21 protein-coding genes are annotated in these 22146 nt (G+C 69.8%); 3 read left to right on the top strand and 18 right to left on the bottom strand.

Annotation, left to right across the window (positions count from 1 at the left end; all coding sequences use genetic code 11):
- The first annotated feature begins 6 nt into the window (after nt 1-6).
- Nucleotides 7-1659 (top strand): allophanate hydrolase, encoded by a 1653-nt coding sequence (gene atzF, locus C6376_RS21205; RefSeq protein WP_107444881.1) that lies wholly within the window; start codon nt 7-9, stop codon nt 1657-1659.
- Nucleotides 1660-1867: 208 nt separating this feature from the next.
- On the opposite strand, the gene C6376_RS21200 is transcribed toward atzF, so the two are convergent.
- From C6376_RS21200 to C6376_RS21145, 12 genes are all read right to left on the bottom strand, one after another.
- Nucleotides 1868-4720, bottom strand: a complete 2853-nt coding sequence (locus tag C6376_RS21200; RefSeq protein WP_107444880.1) for an RNA helicase — start codon at nt 4718-4720, stop codon at nt 1868-1870.
- Nucleotides 4721-4759: 39 nt separating this feature from the next.
- Complete coding sequence (locus C6376_RS21195) at nt 4760-5674, bottom strand: diacylglycerol kinase (RefSeq protein ID WP_107444879.1); 915 nt, start codon at nt 5672-5674, stop codon at nt 4760-4762.
- A gap of 31 nt (nt 5675-5705) precedes the next feature.
- Nucleotides 5706-6650, bottom strand: coding sequence for a twin-arginine translocase subunit TatC (tatC, locus tag C6376_RS21190; RefSeq protein ID WP_173985698.1), 945 nt, complete (start codon nt 6648-6650; stop codon nt 5706-5708).
- A gap of 47 nt (nt 6651-6697) precedes the next feature.
- Nucleotides 6698-6985, bottom strand: a complete 288-nt coding sequence (gene tatA, locus C6376_RS21185) for a Sec-independent protein translocase subunit TatA (protein ID WP_107444878.1) — start codon at nt 6983-6985, stop codon at nt 6698-6700.
- A gap of 285 nt (nt 6986-7270) precedes the next feature.
- Nucleotides 7271-7465: a hypothetical protein gene (locus tag C6376_RS21180; protein ID WP_107444877.1), complete on the bottom strand. Its 195-nt coding sequence runs from the start codon at nt 7463-7465 to the stop codon at nt 7271-7273.
- Between the two features lie 20 nt (nt 7466-7485).
- Nucleotides 7486-7776: a hypothetical protein gene (locus C6376_RS21175; RefSeq protein WP_057579600.1), complete on the bottom strand. Its 291-nt coding sequence runs from the start codon at nt 7774-7776 to the stop codon at nt 7486-7488.
- Nucleotides 7773-8834 carry a YafY family protein gene (locus C6376_RS21170; RefSeq protein ID WP_107444876.1) on the bottom strand — a complete coding sequence of 354 codons (1062 nt, stop codon included), beginning with the start codon at nt 8832-8834 and terminating at the stop codon, nt 7773-7775. The genes C6376_RS21175 and C6376_RS21170 overlap by 4 nt, the downstream gene beginning before the upstream one ends.
- Nucleotides 8835-8852: 18 nt before the next feature.
- Complete coding sequence (locus tag C6376_RS21165) at nt 8853-9830, bottom strand: YafY family protein (protein ID WP_107444875.1); 978 nt, start codon at nt 9828-9830, stop codon at nt 8853-8855.
- 155 nt (nt 9831-9985) lie between these two features.
- Nucleotides 9986-10357, bottom strand: coding sequence for an FKBP-type peptidyl-prolyl cis-trans isomerase (locus tag C6376_RS21160; protein WP_020128331.1), 372 nt, complete (start codon nt 10355-10357; stop codon nt 9986-9988).
- Nucleotides 10358-10422: 65 nt separating this feature from the next.
- A complete protein-coding gene (locus C6376_RS21155) occupies nt 10423-11427 on the bottom strand; it encodes an FKBP-type peptidyl-prolyl cis-trans isomerase (RefSeq protein ID WP_107444874.1) in 1005 nt (334 codons plus the stop codon).
- Between the two features lie 137 nt (nt 11428-11564).
- A complete protein-coding gene (gene pafA, locus C6376_RS21150) occupies nt 11565-12926 on the bottom strand; it encodes a Pup--protein ligase (protein ID WP_057579606.1) in 1362 nt (453 codons plus the stop codon).
- A gap of 9 nt (nt 12927-12935) precedes the next feature.
- On the bottom strand, nt 12936-14195 hold the full coding sequence (locus tag C6376_RS21145; RefSeq protein WP_107449087.1) for an MFS transporter: 1260 nt from the start codon (nt 14193-14195) through the stop codon (nt 12936-12938).
- Nucleotides 14196-14316: 121 nt separating this feature from the next.
- On the opposite strand from C6376_RS21145, the gene C6376_RS21140 reads away from it, so the two are divergent.
- A complete protein-coding gene (locus tag C6376_RS21140) occupies nt 14317-15336 on the top strand; it encodes a LacI family DNA-binding transcriptional regulator (protein ID WP_107444873.1) in 1020 nt (339 codons plus the stop codon).
- A gap of 90 nt (nt 15337-15426) precedes the next feature.
- On the opposite strand, the gene prcA is transcribed toward C6376_RS21140, so the two are convergent.
- From prcA to arc, 6 genes are all read right to left on the bottom strand, one after another.
- Complete coding sequence (prcA, locus tag C6376_RS21135; protein WP_107444872.1) at nt 15427-16182, bottom strand: proteasome subunit alpha; 756 nt, start codon at nt 16180-16182, stop codon at nt 15427-15429.
- Nucleotides 16183-16242: 60 nt separating this feature from the next.
- Nucleotides 16243-17088, bottom strand: coding sequence for a proteasome subunit beta (gene prcB, locus C6376_RS21130; RefSeq protein WP_107444871.1), 846 nt, complete (start codon nt 17086-17088; stop codon nt 16243-16245).
- Complete coding sequence (locus C6376_RS21125; RefSeq protein WP_107449086.1) at nt 17040-17633, bottom strand: endonuclease VII domain-containing protein; 594 nt, start codon at nt 17631-17633, stop codon at nt 17040-17042. Before C6376_RS21125 ends, prcB begins: the two co-directional genes overlap by 49 nt.
- A 32-nt stretch (nt 17634-17665) precedes the next feature.
- Entirely contained in the window at nt 17666-17884 is a 219-nt protein-coding gene (locus C6376_RS21120; RefSeq protein WP_107444870.1) for a ubiquitin-like protein Pup, read from the bottom strand.
- Nucleotides 17885-18072: 188 nt separating this feature from the next.
- Entirely contained in the window at nt 18073-19584 is a 1512-nt protein-coding gene (dop, locus tag C6376_RS21115) for a depupylase/deamidase Dop (protein ID WP_367881049.1), read from the bottom strand.
- A gap of 233 nt (nt 19585-19817) precedes the next feature.
- Nucleotides 19818-21584, bottom strand: a complete 1767-nt coding sequence (gene arc, locus C6376_RS21110) for a proteasome ATPase (RefSeq protein ID WP_057579618.1) — start codon at nt 21582-21584, stop codon at nt 19818-19820.
- Between the two features lie 243 nt (nt 21585-21827).
- Between arc and C6376_RS21100 the strand changes: the two genes are divergently transcribed.
- Nucleotides 21828-22133 (top strand): ferredoxin, encoded by a 306-nt coding sequence (locus C6376_RS21100; RefSeq protein WP_107444868.1) that lies wholly within the window; start codon nt 21828-21830, stop codon nt 22131-22133.
- Nucleotides 22134-22146: the final 13 nt, after the last annotated feature.

Here is a 22146-nt window from a genome sequence, read left to right as displayed (position 1 = left end):
ACCGCCATGTCGACGACGCTCCGTCGGATCCGCGCCGCCTACGACCGCGTCGAGGCCGTGGACCGCCCCGAGGTCTGGATCGCCCTGCGCCCGCGGGAGGAGGCCGAGGCGGAGGCCCGCGCGATCGACGAACGCGTCGCCGCAGGGGCCCGGCTCCCCCTCGCCGGACGGCTCTTCGCCGTCAAGGGCAACATCGACGCGGCCGGCCTGCCCACCACCGCGGGCTGTCCGGCGTACGCCTACGAACCCGCCGAGGACGCCCCGGCGGTCGCCGGTCTGCGCGCGGCCGGCGCGCTGCTGCTCGGCACGACGAACCTGGACCAGTTCGCGACCGGCCTGGTGGGGACCCGATCCCCGTACGGCGCGGTCCGCAACGCGTGGGATCCGGCCCGCGTCAGCGGCGGTTCCAGCTCCGGCTCGGCCGTCGCGGTCGCCCTCGGCATCGTCGACCTCGCGCTCGGCACGGACACCGCCGGCTCCGGCCGCGTGCCGGCCGCCTTCAACGGCATCGTCGGGCTGAAGCCGACCCGGGGCCTGGTGCCGACCACAGGTGTCGTCCCGGCCTGCGCGTCCCTGGACTGTGTGACGGTGTTCGCGCGTACCCTCGCGGAGGCCGAGCAGGCCCTCGCCCACATGGTCACCGGCCCCCTGCCGGCCCTCCCCGGGCGAGCCGCCGGCCCCTGGCGGATCGCCGTCCCGCCGCTCGCGCAGCTCGGCGAGCTGGACGAGGGCTGGGGCGAGGCGTACGAGGCGGCGGCCCGTCGGCTGGCGACGGCCGGCGCCGAACTGCGCCCCCTGGACCTGACCCCCTTCACGGAGGCCGCTGCCATGCTCTACGAGGGCGCCTTCGTGGCCGAGCGTTACACCGCCGTGGGCGCCTTCGTCGACAGGGCGACGGCCGAAGGCGGGGCGGGCCTCGACCCGACGGTGGCCGCCATCATCGGCGCCGCCCGCGACATCCCCGCCCACCGGCTCTTCGCCGACCAGGACCGGCTGGCCGCCCTGCGCACCCGTGCCCTGGCCGAACTGGCCGACGCGGACGCCCTGCTGCTGCCCACCACCCCCGGGCACCCCACACTCGCGGAGGTCGCCGCCGACCCGCTGGGCGCCAACGCCCGGCTGGGCCGCTTCACCAACTCCACCAACCTCTTCGACCTGGCGGCGGTGGCCGCGCCGGCCGGCGAGGTGAACGGGCTCCCGTTCGGCGTGATGCTCGTCGGGCCGGCTCACACGGACGAACGGCTCACACGGATCGCCGCCCTGCTCCGGCCGGAGACCCGACTTGCCGTGGTGGGCGCGCATCTGACGGGCCAGCCGCTGAACCCGCAACTGCTGGCGCTGGGCGCCCGGCTCGACACCGCGACCACGACCGCCCCGCTCTACCGCCTGCACGCCCTGCGCACCTCACCCCCGAAGCCGGGCCTGGAGCACGTGGGCGAGGGGGGCGCGGCCGTCGAGGCCGAGGTGTGGCGCCTGCCCGCGGAGGGCCTGGGCCACCTGCTGTCCGCACTCCCCCGCCCGATGGCGCTGGGCAGGGTGCACCTGTCGGACGGCAGCAGCGTCCCTGGCTTCCTGTGCGAGCCCGGCGCCCTGACGGACGCCGAGGACATCACGTCACACGGCAGCTGGCGCTCCTACCTGAACCACCACCAGGGGTAGCCCCCGGCGGCACAGGCGCGGCAGACCTCCCAGGGGTGCCGGGGGCGGCAAGCCTCCGGCGCGCTGGGCCAGGCAGGCCTTCCAGGGGCGCGGGAAACCGCGCACCCAAACCCCCGGGCACCCTTGCATCCAAGGGCGGGGAAAACGCCCTCAGGGGCGCGGGGAACTGCGCGACCAGCCACCAACTCCCCGCACCCGCCGCCCTCGCTCACCCGACCGACGAGTAGGCCACAACTCCCCGCAGCAGCTGATCGACGGCCTTGCGCGCGGCCTTCGCCACGGTCGAGCCCTCCGCAGGAGAAGCCGCCGCGATCTGCCCCAGCACGTCGATCACCTGCTTGCTCCAGCGCACGAAGTCGCCGGCCGGCATCTCCGCCTCGCGCAGCACCTCGTCGAGCCCCTTGCCGGAGGCCCACATATAGGCGGACCAGGCGAATCCCAGGTCGGGTTCGCGCTGTCCCACGCCCTCGGTCTGACTGATCCGGAAGTCCTCCTCCAGAGCGTCCAGCCGGCCCCAGATCCGAACCATCTCGCCGAGCGCGGCCTTCGCCTTGCCGGAGGGCAGCTTCGGTGCCATCGCGTCGTCGCCGACCCGCGACTCGTAGACCAACGCCGATACGCAGGCGGCGAGTTCGGCGGGGGCCAGCCCCTCCCACACGCCGGCGCGCAGGCACTCGCTGGCGAGCAGGTCGAGCTCGCCGTAGAGCCGGGCGAGCCGCTTGCCGTGCACGGTGACCTCGTTGCCGCGCAGATAGTCCAGCTCGGTCAGCAGCGCCACGATCCGGTCGAAGGTACGCGCGATGGTGTTGGTGCGTCCCTCGATGCGGCGCTCCAGCTGCGAGGTGTCGCGCAGCAGGCGGTGGTAGCGCTCGGCCCAGCGGGCGTGGTCCTCCCGGTCGGAGCAGCCGTGGCAGGGGTGCGCCCGGATCGCGGTGCGCAACCGGGCGATCTCCCGGTCGTCGGCGGCCTGGGAACGCTGCTTGCGGGCCCGCTCCGGCGGAATGTGCCCGGCCTTGGTGCGCAGCGCGGAGGCCAGGTCGCGGCGGGACTGCGGCGAGCGCGCGTTGAACGTCTTCGGGATCCGCATGCGGTCCAGAGCCTCGACCGGCACCGGGAAGTCCATCGAGGCCAGCCGCTTGACCTGCCGCTCGGCGGTCAGGACCAGCGGGCGCGGCCCGTCGTGGTGGTCGAAGCCGCGATGGCCGTTGGCCCGCCCGGCCGGAAGCCCCGGGTCGAGCACCAGCGCCAGTCCCGCGTACTTGCCGGCGGGCACGTGGATGACGTCCCCCGGCTTGAGCTTCTCCAGGGCCACGGCGGCCTCGGCGCGCCGCTGGGCCGCGCCCTGTTTGGCCAGCTCCGTCTCGCGGTCCTTGAGGTCGCGGCGCAGCCGCGCGTACTCGTCGAAGTCGCCGAGGTGGCAGGTCATGGAGGACTTGTAGCCCTCGAGACCCTCCTCGTTGCGCTGCACCTGCCGGGAGATCCCGACCACCGAACGGTCGGCCTGGAACTGCGCGAACGACGTCTCCAGCAGCTCGCGCGAGCGGTGCCGCCCGAACTGCTCGACGAGGTTGACCGCCATGTTGTACGACGGCTTGAAGCTGGAGCGCAGCGGATAGGTGCGGGTGCCCGCGAGCCCGGCCAGGTGGTCGGGGTTCATGGCGCGCTGCCACAGCACGACGGCGTGGCCCTCGACGTCGATGCCCCGTCGGCCCGCGCGCCCGGTGAGCTGGGTGTACTCGCCGGGGGTGATATCGGCGTGCTGCTCGCCGTTCCACTTGACGAGCTTCTCCAGGACGACCGAACGGGCCGGCATGTTGATGCCCAGGGCAAGCGTCTCGGTGGCGAAGACGGCCTTGACCAGGCCGCGTACGAACAGCTCCTCGACGACCTCCTTGAAGGAGGGCAGCATGCCCGCGTGGTGGGCGGCGATGCCCCGTTCCAGGCCCTCCAGCCACTCGTAGTAGCCGAGGACGTGCAGGTCCTCGTGGGGGATGGCGGCGGTACGCTCCTCGACCAGGGCGCGGACCTCGGCGCGCGACTCCTCGTCGTTCAGCCGCAGCCCCGCGTACAGGCACTGCTGGACGGCGGCCTCGCAGGCGGCCCGGCTGAAGATGAACGTGATGGCGGGCAGCAGACCCTCGGCGTCGAGCCGCTCGATGACCTCCGGCCGCCCCGGCGTCCACACCCGCGAGCGCTGCCGGCGCTCGCGCTCACGATCGGCTTCGCGCACGTTCCGGCCGCGCCTGCGGTCCTGGTAGGAGGGCTTGGAGGCCTCCATCCGGGCCAGACGGGCGAGGTCGGGGTTGACGGCCCTGCGGTGCCCCTCGCCCTCCTCGAACAGGTCGTACATCCGCCGGCCGGCGAGAACGTGCTGGAACAGCGGCACGGGCCGGTGCTCGGAGACGATCACCTCGGTGTCGCCGCGCACGGTATCCAGCCAGTCGCCGAACTCCTCGGCGTTGGACACGGTCGCCGACAGGGAGACCAGGGTGACCGACTCGGGGAGGTGGATGATCACCTCCTCCCACACGGCGCCGCGGAAGCGGTCGGAGAGGTAGTGCACCTCGTCCATCACCACGTACCCGAGGCCGAGGAGGGTCTGCGAGCCGGCGTACAGCATGTTCCGCAGTACCTCGGTGGTCATCACGACCACCGGGGCGTCGGAGTTCACGCTGTTGTCGCCGGTGAGCAGACCGACCTTGTCACTGCCGTAGCGGCGGCACAGGTCGGAGTACTTCTGGTTGGAGAGCGCCTTGATGGGCGTCGTGTAGAAGCACTTCCTGCCCTGCTGGAGAGCGAGGTGGACGGCGAACTCGCCCACGATCGTCTTGCCGGAACCGGTGGGCGCGGCGACCAGGACGCCCTTGCCCGCCTCGAGTGCCTGACAGGCCTCGATCTGGAAGGGGTCGAGACCGAAGTCGTACATCTCGCGGAAGGACGCGAGCGAGGTGGCCTGCTCGACAGCGCGCTTACGTGCTGCCTCGTACCGCTCGGCCGGGGAGAGATCCTCTGTCATCGTGCTTTCGAGCGTACCGGGCCACACCGACAACAGGACGATCATTATCCGGATCGGCTGCCGTCGAGCCTCGGTACGCCCAGCTCACAGGGGCACCGGCAGCCCGGTTCGGGGTCCGATGACCCGGACCGCGCCCGGCACGCACCGCGCGGTCAGCGGCAGCCGTCCGAGCCGCTCCCCGTCCGCGTACCCCGACACCCCCTCGGCGGCGATCTCGACCTTCGCCGCCCGGTGCACGGTGACCTCGCGGCGCTCCACGTGCGTGCCGCGGTACACCTTCGGGAAGACCCGCAGCAGCGTCGAGCGGCTGCAGGCCCCGACCACGGTGACGTCGAACAGCCCGTCGGTGAGGTCGGCGCCGGGGCAGATCCGCATGCCGCCGCCGTAGGACGGTGCGTTGCCGACGGCGACCAGGGTGGCCTCGGTCTCCAGGACGGCACCGTCGTCGAGGGTGATCCGGTACGGGAAGGGGCGCAGGGCCGCCAGTTCGACGAGCATCGCCAGGTCGTACCGGAGCCGTCCGGCGGGCCATCGCAGCCGGTTGCCGCGGTCGTTGACGCGGGAGTCGAAGCCGGAGGCGAGGACTGTGCCGAACCAGCGTCCGCCGGTCCGGCCGAGGTCGACGTCGCGGATCCGGTCCTCCTTGAGGGCCTCGGCGATCAGACGTCCGGCGGCGGCCGGGTCCCGCACGGGCAGGCCCAGGGCGCGGGCGAAGTCGTTGCCGGTCCCGGCGGCGACCAGACCGAGCGGGGTGCGGGTGCCGGCGACGGCCTGGAGCGCGAGGTGGGCCAGTCCGTCGCCGCCGACGGCGATCAGGGCGCCGGTGCCGTCCGCGACGGCGGCACGCGCGCGAGTGAGGGCGTCCCCTGCGTTCTCGCCGAGGACGGTGCGCACGCGGAAGCCGGCCGCCCGCAACGCGGAAGCGGCCGGCCGCGCTGCGCGGGCGCCCCGGCCGCGGCCCGCCGCGGGGTTGACGAAGAGGGTGATCTCACTGGTCACGGGGATGACCCCAAGAACTCTCCGACGCCTCTCAGGTCACGTCGTCATAACCGTTGACGCGGTCCGTGGTCGCCTGCTCCGGCAGCGACCGGCTCGCGGAGACGGTCTCGACCTCGCCGATGGCCTCGGGGGTGAGGTCCAGATCCGAAGCCTCGTCGTCGGCCGGTCCCATCGCGTCGCGACGGCTCTTGCGACGGTCGTTGAGCAGGGAGAAGGCGGTCGCGCAGAAGTAGAGGACCCAGATGGGACCGGCGAGCGCCAACATGGTCAGCGGGTCGGTGCTGGGCGTGGCGACCGCGGCGAACACCGTGATACCGATGATCATTCCGCGCCACCAGCCGAGCATGCGCTTACCGGTGAGCACCCCGGTCAGGTTGAGCATCACCAGCAGCAGCGGCAGCTCGAACGAGAGCCCGAAGACCAGCACCATGCGCACGATCAGGTCGAGCAGTTCGTCCAGCGGCAGCTGGTTGTCCAGGTCTGCGGGCGAGAACTGGAGCAGCACCTTGGCCATGGTCGGCAGCGTCTCGTACGCGAAGAACGCTCCGCCGAGGAACAGCGGAACGCCCGTGCCGACGAACGCGTAGGCGTACTTGCGCTCGTGCTTGTGCAGGCCCGGCGCGACGAAGGCCCACAACTGGTACAGCCAGACCGGCGACGCGAAGATCACGCCGGCCATCAGGGAGACCTTCAGAGCGAGCGTGAACGGCGTGAGCAGACCGTTCAGCACGATGCGGGCGCAGGTCGCGCTGCGCTGGTGCGCCAGCTCCGCGAAGCTGGAGTCGCACCCCACGGCATGCAGGATCGGGTTCGTGAAGAACTCGATGATGCTCTTGTAAAAGAAAGCGGCGACGATCGTCACGACGACGATGGCCAGCATCGCCTTCGCGAGCCGGTTGCGGAGCTCACGAAGGTGATCCGCGAGGGGCATCCGCCCCTCGGGGTCCATCTCCTCTTTGCGGGCAGACTTCAGCAACCCACGTTCCCATCTCGTGCGGCGGGCCGGAGGTCACCGGCCCTGCGTCAGCGCTTGGTCGTGTCCGTCGGCTCGGTGACCGGACGGGAGCTGGTCACGTCGCCGGGAGAGGCCTGGATGGTGCGCTGAACCGGGGGCTGCTCGTCGTTGTGGGGCGGGCCGGCCGGCGTGGCCGTGCTGCTGCCCTCTTCCTTCATCGCCTTCGCCTCGCTCTTGAGAATGCGAGCGGACTTGCCGAGCGACCGCGCCATGTCGGGAAGCTTCTTGGCGCCGAACAGCAGGATGACGACGACGAGGATGAGAATGATCTCGGGGGCGCCGAGCCTTCCGAACATAAGTCTTTACCTTCTCACCGAGGCTGCGGGGGTGGTTGCCGTCCGACCGGTCGGACAACTGTCCGAACGATCGTGATGACAGCGATCGTAACGCTCAGGGGTAAACGGGAGGCAATCCCCTTGTGCCTACTCCCGGTGCGCGGTCCGGGCCTCGTTATCCGAGCCGCGATCAGCAGCGTACCTGCCTCCCCCACCGGCGCGGGAGGGCGAAGTGGCCCAAAACGCATTCACCCGGCGCTCACGGAACGGCCACGGCTCCGCGCGTGCTCCGGCAGGGAGCAGCGGTCACAAGGAGTCCACGGCGCGCGCCGCACTCACCGCCGCCCGCTCCAGGTCCTGGGCGGCCCGGTCGATACGGCGTGCGGACTCCGCGACCTGCCGCCCCAGACTCCGCGCCTCGAGGAAGACCCGCACGGCGAACACCGCGAGAACGGCGAGACCCGCAAAACCCAACGCAACCGCGCACATCGGCCAGAACATGGGGCCGAGCCTAAACCCCGTTACGGGGTCTGCAGGCGCAGGGTCCTGACCCCGCCGCCGGTGAGCAGCTCGACGATGCGCTCCCCGGCCGGCTTGCGCACGGCCGCCCCGCAGTCGGGACAGGTGAACGAGTAGAAGGTGGTACGGCTGGAGGCGCCGATCGCGAGCCGCAGCGCGCTCGCGGTCAGCTCGAAACGGCCCCGGCAGTCCGGGCAGCCCGCCCGGAAACGGACCGGCGCCACACTGCGCATCCCCGCGAACGCGGACGCCACCGACAGCGCCCGCACCCCCGACGTCACCGACTCGCTCAAGTCCCCTGCTCCCGCCCGTCGACCCCACCGTCGCCCCGCTGCCGCTCCCCCTGCGCGACCGCCGGCTCCGCCGCCTCGAACCCGTCGTACGCCGCCAGCGCCTCACGGGCGGCACGGCGGGCGCTGTCGGCGAGGTCCGGCGGCGAGACGATCCGCCCGTCACGCCCGAGCCGCAGGGCCAGTCGCCGCAGCGAGGCCGGGTCGGGCGTACGCAGAGTGATACGCAGGCCGCCGTCGGGAAGTTCATCGGCGCTGTCGTGCGGGTAGTACTCGGCGACCCAGCGCCCCCCGGGACCGACCTCGACGACCACCTCCGGGTCCTCCGCGGACGGCTGCACCAGCCCTTCCGACAGGTCCCGCAGCTCGACCTCCGGCGGCGCGGACGGCTCGTCGAGAATCCTGATCTCGGCCACCCGGTCCAGCCGGAAGGTGCGGCGCGCCTCCGAGCGGCGACACCAGGCCTCCACGTACGTGTGGCCCACGCTGACCAGGCGGATCGGGTCGATCTCGCGCTCGGTGACCTGGTCACGGGCGGGCGAGTAGTAGCGGATCCACAGCCGGCGCCGCTCCGAGATCGCCCGGTCGACGTCGGCGAAGACGCCGCCCTCGGACTCGAACGTCACCGACAGGCGGGAGCTGGCTCCGGCCGCCTCGCCCGCGGCGGTCTCTACCTTCGCCGTGGCGCGCAGCAGCGCCTGCCGGTCGCCCTCGCGCAGACCGGGCAGCGTCGCCACCGCCCGCGCCGCCACCAGCAGCGCGGTCGCCTCGTCGGCGGCCAGCCGCAGCGGCTCGGCGGCGTCCGCGCCGAGCGCGGCCGGGTTGTGCCACCAGATGCGCTCGCCGTCGGTGTCGATGTCGAGGAGGTCCCCGCCCCGGAAACTGGTGCCGCACATGGGCAGCACGTCCAGGTCGGAGACCAGCTCGTCCTCGGTGATGCCGAAGGCGCGCGCCACGTCCTCGATGCGTGCGCCGGGGCGTTCCCGAAGGTACGTCACCAGGGAGAGCATCCGCCGGGTCTGGTCGATCGCGTTCGTGGGCCTGACCGGTTTGCCTGCCACTGTGTTGCTCGCTCCCCCTCAGCCCTTGGCCACGGCCCGTAGCCGGTCCACGACGTCCGCCCGCAGCTCGGCCGGCTCCAGCACCACCACGTCCGGCCCGAACTCCACCAGCCAGGCGTCCAGCCCGTGGCCGTACGGAATCTCCAACTCGTCCCAGCCGTCCCCGAGTTCCCGCACCGCGGTGGCCTTGGCCCGCAACGGGTACCCGGCGTCCGTCCGCAGCCGGATCAGGGCGCTGCGGTCGGCGGTCTCCCCCGCCCAGCTGGCGACCGTCTCGCGCACGATGACCACGTCGGGGACCGGCGCGGTGAAGCGCGCCCCGCGCGAACGCACCTTGCCGGTGATCCGCGACAGCCGGAAGACCCGCTCGGCCCCCCGGTCGCGGTCGAATCCGGCCAGATACCAGTGCCCGCGCCAGCACTCCAGCGCCCACGGCTCGACATGCCGGGGCTCCGGATGCGCCGCGGTCGCCTTGCGGTAGTCGAACACCACCGGCCGGCGGTCACGGCAGGCCAGCATCAGCGGCTCGAACGCCGCCTCGTGCACGGGAATCCGCGGTTCCAGCGCGCTGTGGGCCTCGTAGGGGTCGACGTCCTCGGGCAGCCCCGCGGCGCGCAGCTTCTGCAGAGCACCACTGGCCGCCCCCGCGAGCCGGGCCTGCTGCCACACCTTGGCGGCCAGACCCAGGGCAGCGGCCTCCTCGGCGTCCAGGGTGATCGGCGGCAGACGGTTGCTGTCCCGGCGGGCGAGATAACCGATCTCGCCGTCCAGGCTCTCCACGGTCTCGATGACCAGCCCGAGCTCACGGAGATCGTCCTTGTCCCGCTCGAACATCCGGTTGAAGGAGTCCTCCGACGCCGGGCCGCCGTGCCCGGACCGGACGGTCTCGACGTACGCCTCGATGGAGTCGCGCAGCTCACGCTTGCTGAGCGGCCTGCGCGTCCCGAGCAGACACAGCGCGAGGTTCATCAGCCGCTCGGCCTTGGCAATGGCCATCGACGCCCTTCGCCTCCCCTATGGTGCTTACGATCTACGACCGTACCGCCCCGCGGTACCCGGGCAAAAGCCGAGGGCCCATGCCCGGGCAGGCATGGGCCCCGGATGACCGCCACCGGTCGCGCCGCGACCGGCGCGGACCGGACGATCCGGGGTCAGACCCCGAGCAGGTCCACCACGAAGATCAGCGTCTCGCCCGGCTTGATCGCCGGGGTCGGGCTCTGGTTGCCGTAGGCGAGGTGGGCCGGGATCGTCAGCTGACGACGGCCGCCGACCTTCATGCCCTGCACGCCCTGGTCCCAGCCCTTGATGACCCGGCCGCCGCCGAGCGGGAAGCGGAACGGCGTGCCGCGGTTCCAGCTGGCGTCGAACTCCTCACCGGTGCTGAAGGCGACACCCACGTAGTGGACGCTGACGTTGTGGCCGGCCTGCGCGACCTCGCCGTCGCCCTCCCAGATGTCCTTGATCTCGAGGTCCGCCGGGGGCTCGCCACCGGGGAAGTCGATCTCGGGCTTGTCAATGCTCACGTCACTGGCTCCTGCACGTCTCACGGAAAAGCAACAACACGGACAGTCTTACACCTTGGACGGCCTCACGCCTTGGCGATGACGTCCACCGAGAACACCATCGTGGAGTCCTTCTCGATGCCGCTGCCGCTCGGCGGGTTGTCGCCGTACCCCAGCGCCGGCGGAATGACGATGACGACGCGGCTGCCCACCTTCTTGCCCGTCAGACCCTGCGCCCAGCCCGGGACCACCTGCTGCAGCGAGAACGACGTCAGCGCCTTGCTGCGGTACGTCGAGTCGAACTCCTTGCCCGTTTCCCAGACGACGCCCTTGTACTGCACCAGCACGGTGTCGTCGGCCGCGAGCTCCGCGCCGTCCCCCTCGATCACGTAGTTCGACACCAGCTTCGTCGGCGCCTTCGTCTTGGGGACGTCGATCGAGGGCGCCTTGCCGTCGGTGTTCGTGCCGACCTTGGGCACCCCGGCCTCGTTCTGCGGAACGTCCTTGCCCTTGGCGGAAGCCGTCGAGTTGAAGGTGTTCTGGATGTCGAACACGAACACCAGGGTGTCGGTGCCCGTGATGCCCGCCTGCGTGTTGCCCTCCTTGCCGAAACCCCAGGCCGGCGCCACCGAGAACAGCACCCGGCTGCCGGTCTTCTTCCCCGTCAGGGCATACGTCCAGCCCTCGAGGTTGCCGCCCTTGGCGAGCCGGGTGAACTGCATCTTCTTGGAGTCGTAGGAGTTGAGGAGAACCTTCCCGCTGGCCCAGATCTGACCGAGACAGTGGGCCTGGATGTAGTCGTTCTCCGCGACGGTCTTCCCGCTGCCCGCGATCACCGTCTTCACCGCCAGCTGGTCCGAGGGCTCACCGCTGCCCTTGGCGACCGTCGGCTTCTCACCGAACTTCACCCCCGCCGTGATGGCCGGCAGCGGACCGTCGACGATCTTCGGCGGAGGAGCCGCGGACGTGGCTTCCGCCGAGGGCGACGCGCTGTCGCTCGCCTTGCTCGTGTCGGACTTGTCGTCGCCGCACCCGGCGAGCGTGACCAGTCCCGCGGGTACGGCGGCAAGGATGAGGGAGCGTCGGCGCACGATGAAAGCCTCGTAATCGGTCGATCTTCTGATGGCGTGCGCGCAACTCTACGACGCGACACGGGCACCGTACGGGAAACGTACGGTGCCCGTGTTGCGTTGCCGTCCGCGCACGCAGCACGCGAGCGGCCCATCCCTCACATGCCGGCGATCAGCTTCTCCACCCGGTCGTCCACCGAACGGAACGGGTCCTTGCACAACACCGTGCGCTGCGCCTGGTCGTTCAGCTTCAGATGCACCCAGTCCACCGTGAAGTCCCGGCGCTGCTCCTGCGCACGGCGGATGAAGTCACCGCGCAACCGCGCCCGAGTGGTCTGCGGCGGCACCGACTTGCCCTCGAAGATCTTCAAGTCGTTGCAGATCCGCGCCGCCTGGCCCTTGCGCTCCAGCAGGTAGTACAGACCACGACGCCGGTGGATGTCGTGGTAGGCGAGGTCTATCTGCGCCACGCGCGGATGCGACATCGTCATGTTGTGCTTGGCCCGGTACCGCTCGATGAGCTTGTACTTCATGACCCAGTCGATCTCGGTGCCGATCCGGTCCAGGTCCTCCGCCTCGATCGCGTCCAGCGTGCGGCCCCACAGCTCCAGGACCTGCTCCACGGTGCCCGTACGGACACCCCGGCGCTCCACGAAGTCCACGGCCTTCTCGTAGTACTCCCGCTGCACCTCCAGCGCGGAGGCCTCACGGCCGCTGGCCAGACGGACCTTGCGGCGGCCCGTGATGTCATGGCTGACCTCCCGGATCGCCCGGATCGGGTTCTCCAGCGTCAGGTCCCGCATCACCGTGCCCGCCTCGATCATGCGCAGCACCAGATCGGTCGCCCCGACCTTCAGCAGCATGGTCGTCTCGGACATGTTCGAGTCGCCCACGATGACATGCAGACGGCGATACCGCTCGGCGTCCGCGTGCGGCTCGTCGCGGGTGTTGATGATGGGCCGCGAGCGGGTCGTCGCCGACGACACACCCTCCCAGATGTGCTCGGCCCGCTGACTGACGCAGTAGACCGCCCCTCGGGGCGTCTGCAGCACCTTGCCCGCGCCGCACAGCAGCTGCCGGGTCACCAGGAACGGAATCAGGATGTCCGCGAGCCGGGAGAACTCCCCGTGACGCGCCACCAGATAGTTCTCGTGACAACCATAAGAGTTGCCCGCCGAGTCCGTGTTGTTCTTGAAGAGGTAGACGTCGCCCGCGATTCCTTCCTCGTGCAGGCGTCGCTCCGCGTCCACCAGGAGTCCCTCGAGAATACGCTCGCCGGCCTTGTCGTGGGTGACCAGCTCGGTCACGTTGTCACATTCCGGTGTCGCGTATTCCGGATGCGAACCCACGTCGAGATAGAGGCGGGCGCCGTTCCGCAGAAAGACATTGCTGCTTCGGCCCCATGACACGACACGGCGGAAGAGGTACCGCGCCACCTCGTCGGGAGACAGCCGGCGCTGTCCCCTGAACGTACATGTGACGCCGTACTCGTTCTCCAGCCCGAAAATGCGGCGGTCCATGACTGAACATTACGCCCGATCCCCTGAACTGAAACGGGGTTCGGCAGCACGGTTTGGATCATTTTCCGATGAAGCCGCAACAACCCCACCCCCGGCGGGAACTGCGAGTACCCGCCCCGTGGCCAGCAAAACCAGCAAGGACACGCCCCCCGCGACAGCCGGCGCGACGAAACCCCACAGCGCCCCGCCCGCCTCCACCACCGGACCCGCCAGCCCCGTACCCACCGACGCGCCGACCGTGAACGTCGTCACCAGCCAGGAGAAAGCCTCCGTCACCGTCCCCACCGGCGCATGCCGGTCCACGATGACGAACGCACACGCGATGACAGGCGCCAGGAACAACCCCGCCAGCGCCGTCAACGCCACCATCGCCGCCGCCCCCGGCATCAACGTCAACGGCAGATAACACACCACCAGAAGCGCCACCAGCACCCGCAACCGCCGCTCCGGCGGCCCCGCCCACCGCCGCGCCCCGTACACCAGCCCCCCGACCAGCGCACCCAGGCCCAGCGCCGCCATCAACCAGCCGTACACCGCGTCCCCGCCGTGCTCGTCCGCGTACGGCACCGACGCCACCGTGATGGAACCCAGCGCCATCCCGATGAACAGGAACGCCCCCAGCAACGCCAGCAGACCGCGCGAGCGCAGCGCCCCCAGCCAGTGCGCCTCACGCGGAGCCGAACGCCACGCACGCGACGGCGGCGACACCACCACCCACAGCGCACCCGCCACCCCCACCGCGCTCAGCACCACCAGAGCCGCCCGCGCCGACCACAACGACACGCACAGCGTCACCAGCAGCGGCCCCACGGTGAACATCACCTCCTGCGCCACCGCGTCCATCGCATACGCCGTGTGCACCTGGTCCTCACGCCTCAGCACCGCCGGCCACAGCGCCCGCAGACCGCCCTCCAGCGGCGGCGTGAACAGCCCGGAAGCCGCCACCGCCGCATACGCCACCGGCCGCGGGTCCGTCCCCGTGAACGCGAAAACCGTCATCGCCGCGGCCGAGGCGAGCGCCGCCGGCAACTGCACCCACGGCTGCCCGTACAGATCCACCAGCCGCCCCAGCAGCGGCTGACCCACGGCGTTCGCGACGCCGTACACGGCCGCGAGCGCGCCCGCGAGGCTGTACGAACCGCCCTGCGCCCGCACGAACAGCACGATCGCGATGGCCGCCGTGGCGTTGGGCAGCCGGCCCACGAGCGTGCCGACGAGCAGCCGGGCAGCATGCTTCGCCCTGAGGATCTCCAGGTATCCCGCGGCCAATGTCCCGCCTCCGGTCGGCTCGCCCCGAGCGACGGTCACCCCCGAGGTTTTACGTATAACTTCCTGTGCCATACGTACCATGTGCGCTGTTCACCAGTCCAGACGAAGGAGCGACCCCACCGTGCCACGAGGCAGCACGCGCCCGACGAGCCGCGACGTCGCCCACGCCGCGGGAGTCTCCCAGGCCGCCGTCTCCCTCGTACTCGGCGACAAGTGGCGCGGCCGCGTCTCCGCACCCACCGCCGAACGCGTCCGCCAGGCCGCCCGCGAACTCGGCTACCGCCCCAACCTCGCCGCCCGCAACCTCCGCCTCGGCCACACCCGCACCGTCCTCCTCGTCGTCCCCGTCCTCACCACCGAGTTCTTCGCCGGCGTCTACACCGGCGCCGCGCGCGTCGCCGCCGAACACGGCTTCGGCGTCGTCCTCTACCCCTCCCCCGAAGGCATCGGACCCGCCCGCTCCCCCTTCGCCTCCGCCGAGGCCGCCCTCGACGGCGTCATCGCCTCCTCGATGGCCGCCGACGCCCTCACCGCCCTCCGCGGCGACCAGCTCCCCCTCGTCATGCTCGACAGCGACCCCGCCGGCAGCCTCGGCGCCGCCACCGTCAACCTCGACATCGCCGACGGCATCCGCCAGGTCGCCGACCACCTCCTCGGCCTCGGCCACCGCCACTTCCTGCACCTCGCCGCCGACGTGCCCTCCTGGACCTTCCACATCCGCGCACGCGAACTCGCCGCCCGCATCGCCGCACAACCCGGCGCCACCCTGCGCACCGCCACCACGCCCGTCACCATCGACGGCGCCCTCGCCGCCGCCGAGACCGCCCTCGGCGCCACCACGGGCCCCCGCCCCACCGCCGTCGTCTGCGACGACGACAAACTCGCCGCCGGCGCCTACAAGGCCCTACGCCGCCTCGGCCTGCACGTCCCCCACGACGTCTCCGTCACCGGCCTCGACGACCTCGCCCTCGCCACCGCCCTCGACCCCGAACTCACCACCGTACGGCTCGACGCCGAACTCTTCGGCGAACGCGGCATGCATGCCCTCCTCGCCGTCCTCGAGGGCCGCACACCGGATGCCGGGGACATCCCCGTCCACCTCGTCGTACGCGCCTCCACGGCACCGCCCAGGCCCTCCTGAGACACCTCACGCCCCGGCCGGGACACCGGCCGGGGCGTGAAAGAGGCGAACCACCCGGACACCGAGAGGCAACCCCGCGAGAGCGCGGACCTACTCCTTCCCCACGTCCTCGGAATCGTCCGAACTCTCCGCCTCCGTGGAAGCGCCGCCCGCCTCCAGCAACCGCGCGAGCTGACGACCCACGATCCGCTTGAACTTACGCTGCTGCGGCCTCGTACGGTCCAGCACCGCGACCTCCAGCCGCTCCGCCGGAATCTCCCGCTGCGTCCCGTTCGTGTCACGCGACAACGCCTGAACAGCCAGCTTCAGAGCCTCCGCCAGACTCATACCGTCCTGATGACGCTGATCCAGATAGCTGCTGATCTGCTCCGCGTTGCCACCCACCGCGACCGAACCGTGCTCGTCCACGATCGACCCGTCGTGCGGCAACCGGTAGATCTGGTCACCGTCCGGCGTGTCACCCACCTCGGCCACCACCAACTCCACCTCGTACGGCTTCTCACCGGCCGAGGAGAAGATCGTGCCCAGCGTCTGGGCGTACACGTTCGCCAGACCACGCGCCGTCACATCGTCACGGTCATAGGTGTAACCCCGCAGATCGGCATACCGCACACCACCGATCCGCAGATTCTCGTACTCGTTGTACTTACCGGCGGCCGCAAAGCCGATCCGGTCATAGATCTCACTGAACTTGTGCAACGCACGCGACGGATTCTCACCGACGAACACGATGCCGTCGGCATACTGCAGCACGACCAGGCTGCGACCACGAGCGATGCCCTTGCGCGCATACTCCGCGCGGTCCGCCATCGCCTGCTGGGGTGAGACATAGAACGGAGTCGACACCGGTTATCCGTCCCTTTCTGTCGAAGTCACTGGATCACCTGGGACACACACGGACCACGCCTACAGCAACGCCGCACGCGGGCCGTCCGGCTGCTCCAGACGACGCTCGAGGATCGAACGGGCGATACCCGACGACTCCTCGTCAGTGAGCCTGCGGAACCCGTCCTCGGTGATCACCGTGACGATCGGGTAGATCCGGCGCGCGACGTCGGGACCACCCGTCGCCGAATCGTCGTCAGCCGCGTCGTACAGAGCCTGCACCACGAGCGTCGTGGCCTGCTCCTCCGTCAGGTCGTCCCGGTACAGCTTCTTCATCGCCCCGCGCGCGAAGATCGAACCCGAACCCGTCGCCGCGAAGTGATGCTCCTCCGAACGGCCGCCCGTCACGTCGTACGAGAAGATCCGGCCCCGGTCCCGGTCCACGTCGAACCCCGCGAACAACGGCACCACCGCCAGCCCCTGCATCGCCATGCCCAGATTCGACCGGATCATCGTCGACAGCCGGTTGGCCTTGCCCTCCAGCGAGAGCTGCGCACCCTCGACCTTCTCGAAGTGCTCCAGCTCCAGCTGGAACAGCTTCACCATCTCGACGGCCAGGCCCGCGGTGCCGGCGATGCCGACGGCCGAGTACTCGTCCGCCGGGAACACCTTCTCGATGTCCCGCTGCGCGATGATGTTGCCCATCGTGGCCCGGCGGTCACCGGCGAGCACGACCCCGCCGGGGAACGTGACGGCCACGATCGTCGTCCCGTGCGGCGCCTCGATCACACCCTGCGTCGGAGGCAGCTGCCGCTTGCCGGGCAGCATCTCCGGCTGGTGCTCGGACAGGAAGTCCATGAAGGACGAGGACCCAGGCGTCAGGAAGGCAGCTGGTAGACGCCCGGTGCTACGAGTGTTGGCTTCCACGAAGTTCCCTCCAGGTAGGCGGCTGCCCGACGAACAGCGTCGGGGTCGTCTCCCAACTTGCCGATGGCCGAATTGCAGTTGAAGCACAGTACGCCTCGGACCCTACCCGTCTCGTGGCAATGATCCACATGGACGGCCGGGGCTTTCAGGCAGATCACGCACAGCCCTTTTTGGGAGGCGACCATGGCGTCGCGCTCGGCTTCCGTCAGGCCGTACTGGCGCTTCAGATGCCCACGGCGCCCCTTGACGGCTTTGCAGGCCTTGCAGCAAGTCGCAAGGCCGTCGGACGCCGTGGCGTTGCGATGCCACTCACTGTGCGGCTTGACCTCCTCACAGGTGCGGCAGAACTTGTGCCCCGCGGGTGCATACACCCGCGGCCGCACGCTCTTTCCCCTGGCCACCTGCCGGGCCTGGTAGTAGACCGCCCAGCACTCACGGCAATAGGCCTGCAACCCGTCCCGGGCTGCTTTGTTACTGGCGAAGGCTGCCCGCGACCTGAGCTCTTTGCACCGCGAGCAGCGCTTCACACCCTCTTCGCTTGCCAACCCGAAGACCCCCGAGACCTTCGATTCGAAGGCTACTCGCCACCCTTCTGAACGAAACTTCGAACGAAATCCTCGGCATTTTCCTCGAGTACATCGTCAATCTCGTCAAGAACCGAGTCGACGTCGTCGCTCAGCTTCTCCTGGCGCTCCTTGAGGTCTTCCGAGCCCTGCGTCTCGACCGCCTGCTCCTCGACCTCCTCCGTGGAGCGCGTCGCCTTCTGCTGGCCGCCGCCGGTGTCCTTGGTCGCCATAACCCTCACCCCGCTCTTTCGCCCGATGTGGTCGACAGGTCGGCATTCCTGCCGATCGGTGATGATCAGACCCTACAAGCCGGGTCCGACATCGGCCCCGCAGTTGCGTCAACGCAAGGGGACCATCTCCATGATTCCCGGCCAGGGCGCTTTCCACCCCGCCGGGCAGGTACCGTCCGGATAACCGTTCAGCCGCCCGAGAGGACCTTGACCAGGTCTTCTGCCGTGCGGCAGCGGTCCAGGAGCTCCTTGACGTGATTTCGCGTTCCGCGAAGGGGTTCGAGGGTTGGGACGCGCTGGAGCGAGTCCCGGCCCGGCAGGTCGAAGATCACGGAGTCCCAGGAGGCCGCGGCGACGTCGTCGGCGTACTGCTCGAGGCAGCGGCCCCGGAAGTACGCGCGGGTGTCCTCCGGGGGCTTGCTGACGGCCCGCTCGACCTCGGACTCGTCCAGGAGCCGCTTCATGCGCCCGCGGGCCGCCAGACGGTTGTACAGGCCCTTCTCGGCCCGTACGTCGGCGTACTGGAGGTCGACGAGGTGGAGGCGGGCGGCGTCCCAGTCGAGGCCGTCACGGCGCCGGTATCCCTCCATGACCTCGCGTTTCGCGACCCAGTCCAGTTCGCCGGCGAGGCTCATGGGGTCGTTCTCGAGGCGGGTGAGGGTGTCCTCCCAGCGGGCGAGGACGTCCTTGGTCTGGTCGTCGGCGTCCGCGCCGAAGCGCTCCTCCACGTATTTGCGCGACAGCTCGTAGTACTCCATCTGCAGCTGGACGGCGGTGAGCGTGCGGCCGCTGCGGAGGGTGACCAGTCGCTTCAGGCCCGGGTCGTGGGAGACCTGGTGAAGGGTGCGCACGGGCTGGTCGACGGCGAGGTCGACGGCGATGAAGCCGTCCTCGATCATCGACAGGACCAGGGCGGTGGTGCCGAGTTTCAGGTACGTCGAGATCTCGGAGAGGTTGGCGTCGCCGATGATCACGTGGAGTCGGCGGTACTTCTCCGCGTCGGCGTGCGGTTCGTCGCGGGTGTTGATGATGGGGCGTTTCAGCGTCGTCTCCAGGCCGACCTCGACCTCGAAGTAGTCGGCGCGCTGGCTGAGCTGGAAGCCGTGTTCGTGGCCGTCCTGGCCGATGCCGACCCGGCCGGCGCCGGCGAAGACCTGGCGGGAGACGAAGAAGGGCGTGAGGTGGCGCACGATGTCCGAGAAGGCGGTCTCCCGCTTCATCAGGTAGTTCTCGTGCGTGCCGTAGGAGGCGCCCTTGTTGTCGGTGTTGTTCTTGTAGAGGTGGATCGGCTGGGCGCCGGGCAGCGCGGCGGCGCGTTCGGCGGCCTCGGCCATGATGCGTTCGCCGGCCTTGTCCCAGAGGACGGCGTCGCGGGGGTTGGTGACTTCCGGGGCGCTGTACTCGGGGTGTGCGTGGTCGACGTAGAGGCGTGCGCCGTTGGTGAGGATGACGTTGGCGAGGCCGATGTCCTCGTCGGTGAGCTGGCTGGAGTCGGCGACCTCGCGGGCGAGGTCGAAGCCCCGGGCGTCGCGCAGCGGGTTCTCCTCCTCGAAGTCCCACCGGGCTCGGCGGGCTCGGTGCATCGCCGCGGCGTAGGCGTTGACGATCTGGGACGAGGTGAGCATGGCATTGGCATTGGGGTGGCCGGGGACGGAGATGCCGTACTCCGTCTCGATGCCCATTACTCGCCGTACGGTCATGCGGCCCTCCTTGCCCGGCGGCACCCTCGGTCGTGGGCGCCGCTCAGATACCGGTGGTGCTCCGGTGCGTGTGCGGTGCCCGTCCCCGCAACTAGCGACCCGGCGGTACGGAAGAGCCTAGAACGCCTCTGCGCTGGTGGGGAGATCATTTGCGTCATTGCCTTGCTCCAGCCGTGGCCCGGAAAACAGTCGGCTGCGGGTACCCGTGGTGGGCACCCGCAGCCGCCCTGCTTTTACAGGTACTGTCCGGTGTTCGCCACCGTGTCGATGGAGCGTCCGGTGTCCGCGCCCTGCTTTCCGGTGATGAGGGTGCGGATGTACACGATCCGTTCGCCCTTCTTTCCGGAGATGCGGGCCCAGTCGTCGGGGTTGGTGGTGTTGGGGAGGTCCTCGTTCTCCTTGAACTCGTCCACGCACGCCTGGAGGAGGTGGGAGACGCGCAGGCCCTTCTGATTCTTGTCGAGGAAGTCCTTGATGGCCATTTTCTTGGCGCGGCCGACGATGTTCTCGATCATGGCGCCGGAGTTGAAGTCCTTGAAGTAGAGGACTTCCTTGTCACCGTTGGCGTAGGTGACTTCCAGGAAGCGGTTTTCCTCGGATTCGGCGTACATGTGTTCCACTGCCGTCTGGATCATGCTCTGGACGGTGGTGGTCTTGTCGCCGCCGTGTTCGCCGACGTCCTCGGAGTGCAGGGGCAGGCGTTCGGTGAGGTACTTCTGGAAGATGTCCTTGGCCGCTTCGGCGTCCGGGCGCTCGATCTTGATCTTCACGTCGAGGCGGCCGGGACGCAGGATGGCGGGGTCGATCATGTCCTCGCGGTTGGAGGCGCCGATGACGACCACGTTCTGCAGGCCTTCGACGCCGTCGATCTCGGCGAGGAGCTGCGGGACGATGGTGTTCTCCACGTCGGAGCTGACGCCGGAGCCGCGGGTGCGGAAGAGGGACTCCATCTCGTCGAAGAAGACGATGACGGGGGTGCCCTCGGAGGCCTTCTCCCTGGCGCGCTGGAAGACGAGGCGGATCTGTCGCTCGGTCTCGCCGACGTACTTGTTGAGGAGCTCGGGGCCCTTGATGTTCAGGAAGAAGCTCTTGCCGGTGGCCTGGCCGGTGACCTCGGCGACCTTCTTGGCCAGCGAGTTGGCGACGGCCTTGGCGATGAGCGTCTTGCCGCATCCGGGCGGCCCGTAGAGCAGGACGCCCTTGGGCGGGCGCAGCTCGTGCTCCTTGAAGAGGTCGGGGTAGAGGTAGGGGAGTTCCACGGCGTCTCGGATCATCTCGATCTGACCGCCGAGGCCGCCGATCTGCTCGTAGCCGATGTCGGGGACCTCTTCGAGGACGAGTTCCTCGACCTCGCTCTTGGGGACGACCTCGTAGACGTATCCCGATCGGGGTTCGAGCAGCAGGGCGTCGCCGGGGCGGATGACGACGTCGAGGAGTGGTTCGGCGAGCCTGACCACTCTTTCTTCGTCGGTGTGTCCCTGCACGAGGGCTCGTACGCCGTCCTCGAGGACCTCTTTGAGGGTGACGATGTCGCCGACGCTCTCGTATTCCATGGCCTCGACCACGTTGAGCGCTTCGTTGAGCATCACTTCCTGGCCGCGTCGGAGCTCTTCGAGCTCGACGCCGGGGCTGACGTTCACGCGGAGTTTGCGGCCTCCGGTGAAGATGTCGGCCGTGCCGTCCTCGTTCGCCGTGAGGAAGACGCCGAAGCCGGCCGGCGGCTGTGCGAGCCGGTCCACTTCTTCCTTGAGGGCCACGATCTGGTCGCGTGCCTCGCGGAGTGTGCCCGCGAGTCGCTCGTTCTGGGCGGACACGCCGGCCAGGTTGGTCTGCAGCTCGACGATCCGCTCTTCGAGAATCCTCGTGTGTCGCGGAGAGTCGGCGAGCTTGCGCCGCAGGACGGCGATCTCCTGCTCAAGGTAGGCAATCTGCCCGGACGGGTCGTCGGACCCTCGTCCCGGGCGGATGCCGCGGTTCATGTCGTCGTCGTGGGCTGCCACGGTCCTCACCTCCTCCAAGGGGAGCTGGACGCTTCCAGACCCTACCTGGGTGGGTGTCGATTGAAACCCCTAGATCACAAAGACTGTCGGGGTGTGTCCGATCTTCACCCTTGCGCTCTCCCTCACGCCAGGGGAATACCCACCGAACATGATTGGAAAGCGGCCGGGGGTAGGGTCGAAGTGTTCAACACCCGTCGGAGCCTGCATGGTTCCCCGGCGGTTCGACGATAAACGGCGGGAGTCATGGGCGTGCAGCAGGAGGTCGGTGTCGGCGGTGAGGCGCTGGAGGTCTGGATCGATCAGGATCTCTGTACCGGCGACGGGATCTGTGCGCAGTACGCGCCCGAGGTGTTCGAGTTGGACATCGACGGTCTGGCGTACGTCAAGGGTGCGGACGACGAGCTGTTGCAGGCCGTGGGGGCGGCCACGCCGGTTCCGCTGCCGTTGTTGACGGACGTGGTCGACTCGGCGCGGGAGTGTCCGGGCGACTGCATTCATGTGCGCCGGGTCTCGGACCGGGTCGAGGTGTACGGCCCGGACGCCGGGTGACGCGTCGGCTGCG

It is taken from the genome of Streptomyces sp. P3 (assembly GCF_003032475.1).
In the GTDB taxonomy this organism is placed as follows: Bacteria; Actinomycetota; Actinomycetes; order Streptomycetales; family Streptomycetaceae; genus Streptomyces.
This window is presented reverse-complemented; position numbering and strand designations above follow the sequence as displayed.

Coding starts and splice junctions, on each gene's coding strand:
- atzF (WP_107444881.1), top strand. CDS start 7: ATGTCGACGACGCTCCGTCGGATCCGCGCCGCCTACGACCGCGTCGAG.
- C6376_RS21120 (WP_107444870.1), bottom strand. CDS start 17,884: ATGGCGACCAAGGACACCGGCGGCGGCCAGCAGAAGGCGACGCGCTCC.
- C6376_RS21165 (WP_107444875.1), bottom strand. CDS start 9,830: ATGGCCATTGCCAAGGCCGAGCGGCTGATGAACCTCGCGCTGTGTCTG.
- C6376_RS21180 (WP_107444877.1), bottom strand. CDS start 7,465: ATGTTCTGGCCGATGTGCGCGGTTGCGTTGGGTTTTGCGGGTCTCGCC.
- pafA (WP_057579606.1), bottom strand. CDS start 12,926: ATGGACCGCCGCATTTTCGGGCTGGAGAACGAGTACGGCGTCACATGT.
- tatA (WP_107444878.1), bottom strand. CDS start 6,985: ATGTTCGGAAGGCTCGGCGCCCCCGAGATCATTCTCATCCTCGTCGTC.
- C6376_RS21100 (WP_107444868.1), top strand. CDS start 21,828: ATGGGCGTGCAGCAGGAGGTCGGTGTCGGCGGTGAGGCGCTGGAGGTC.
- C6376_RS21200 (WP_107444880.1), bottom strand. CDS start 4,720: ATGATCGTCCTGTTGTCGGTGTGGCCCGGTACGCTCGAAAGCACGATG.
- dop (WP_367881049.1), bottom strand. CDS start 19,584: ATGACCGTACGGCGAGTAATGGGCATCGAGACGGAGTACGGCATCTCC.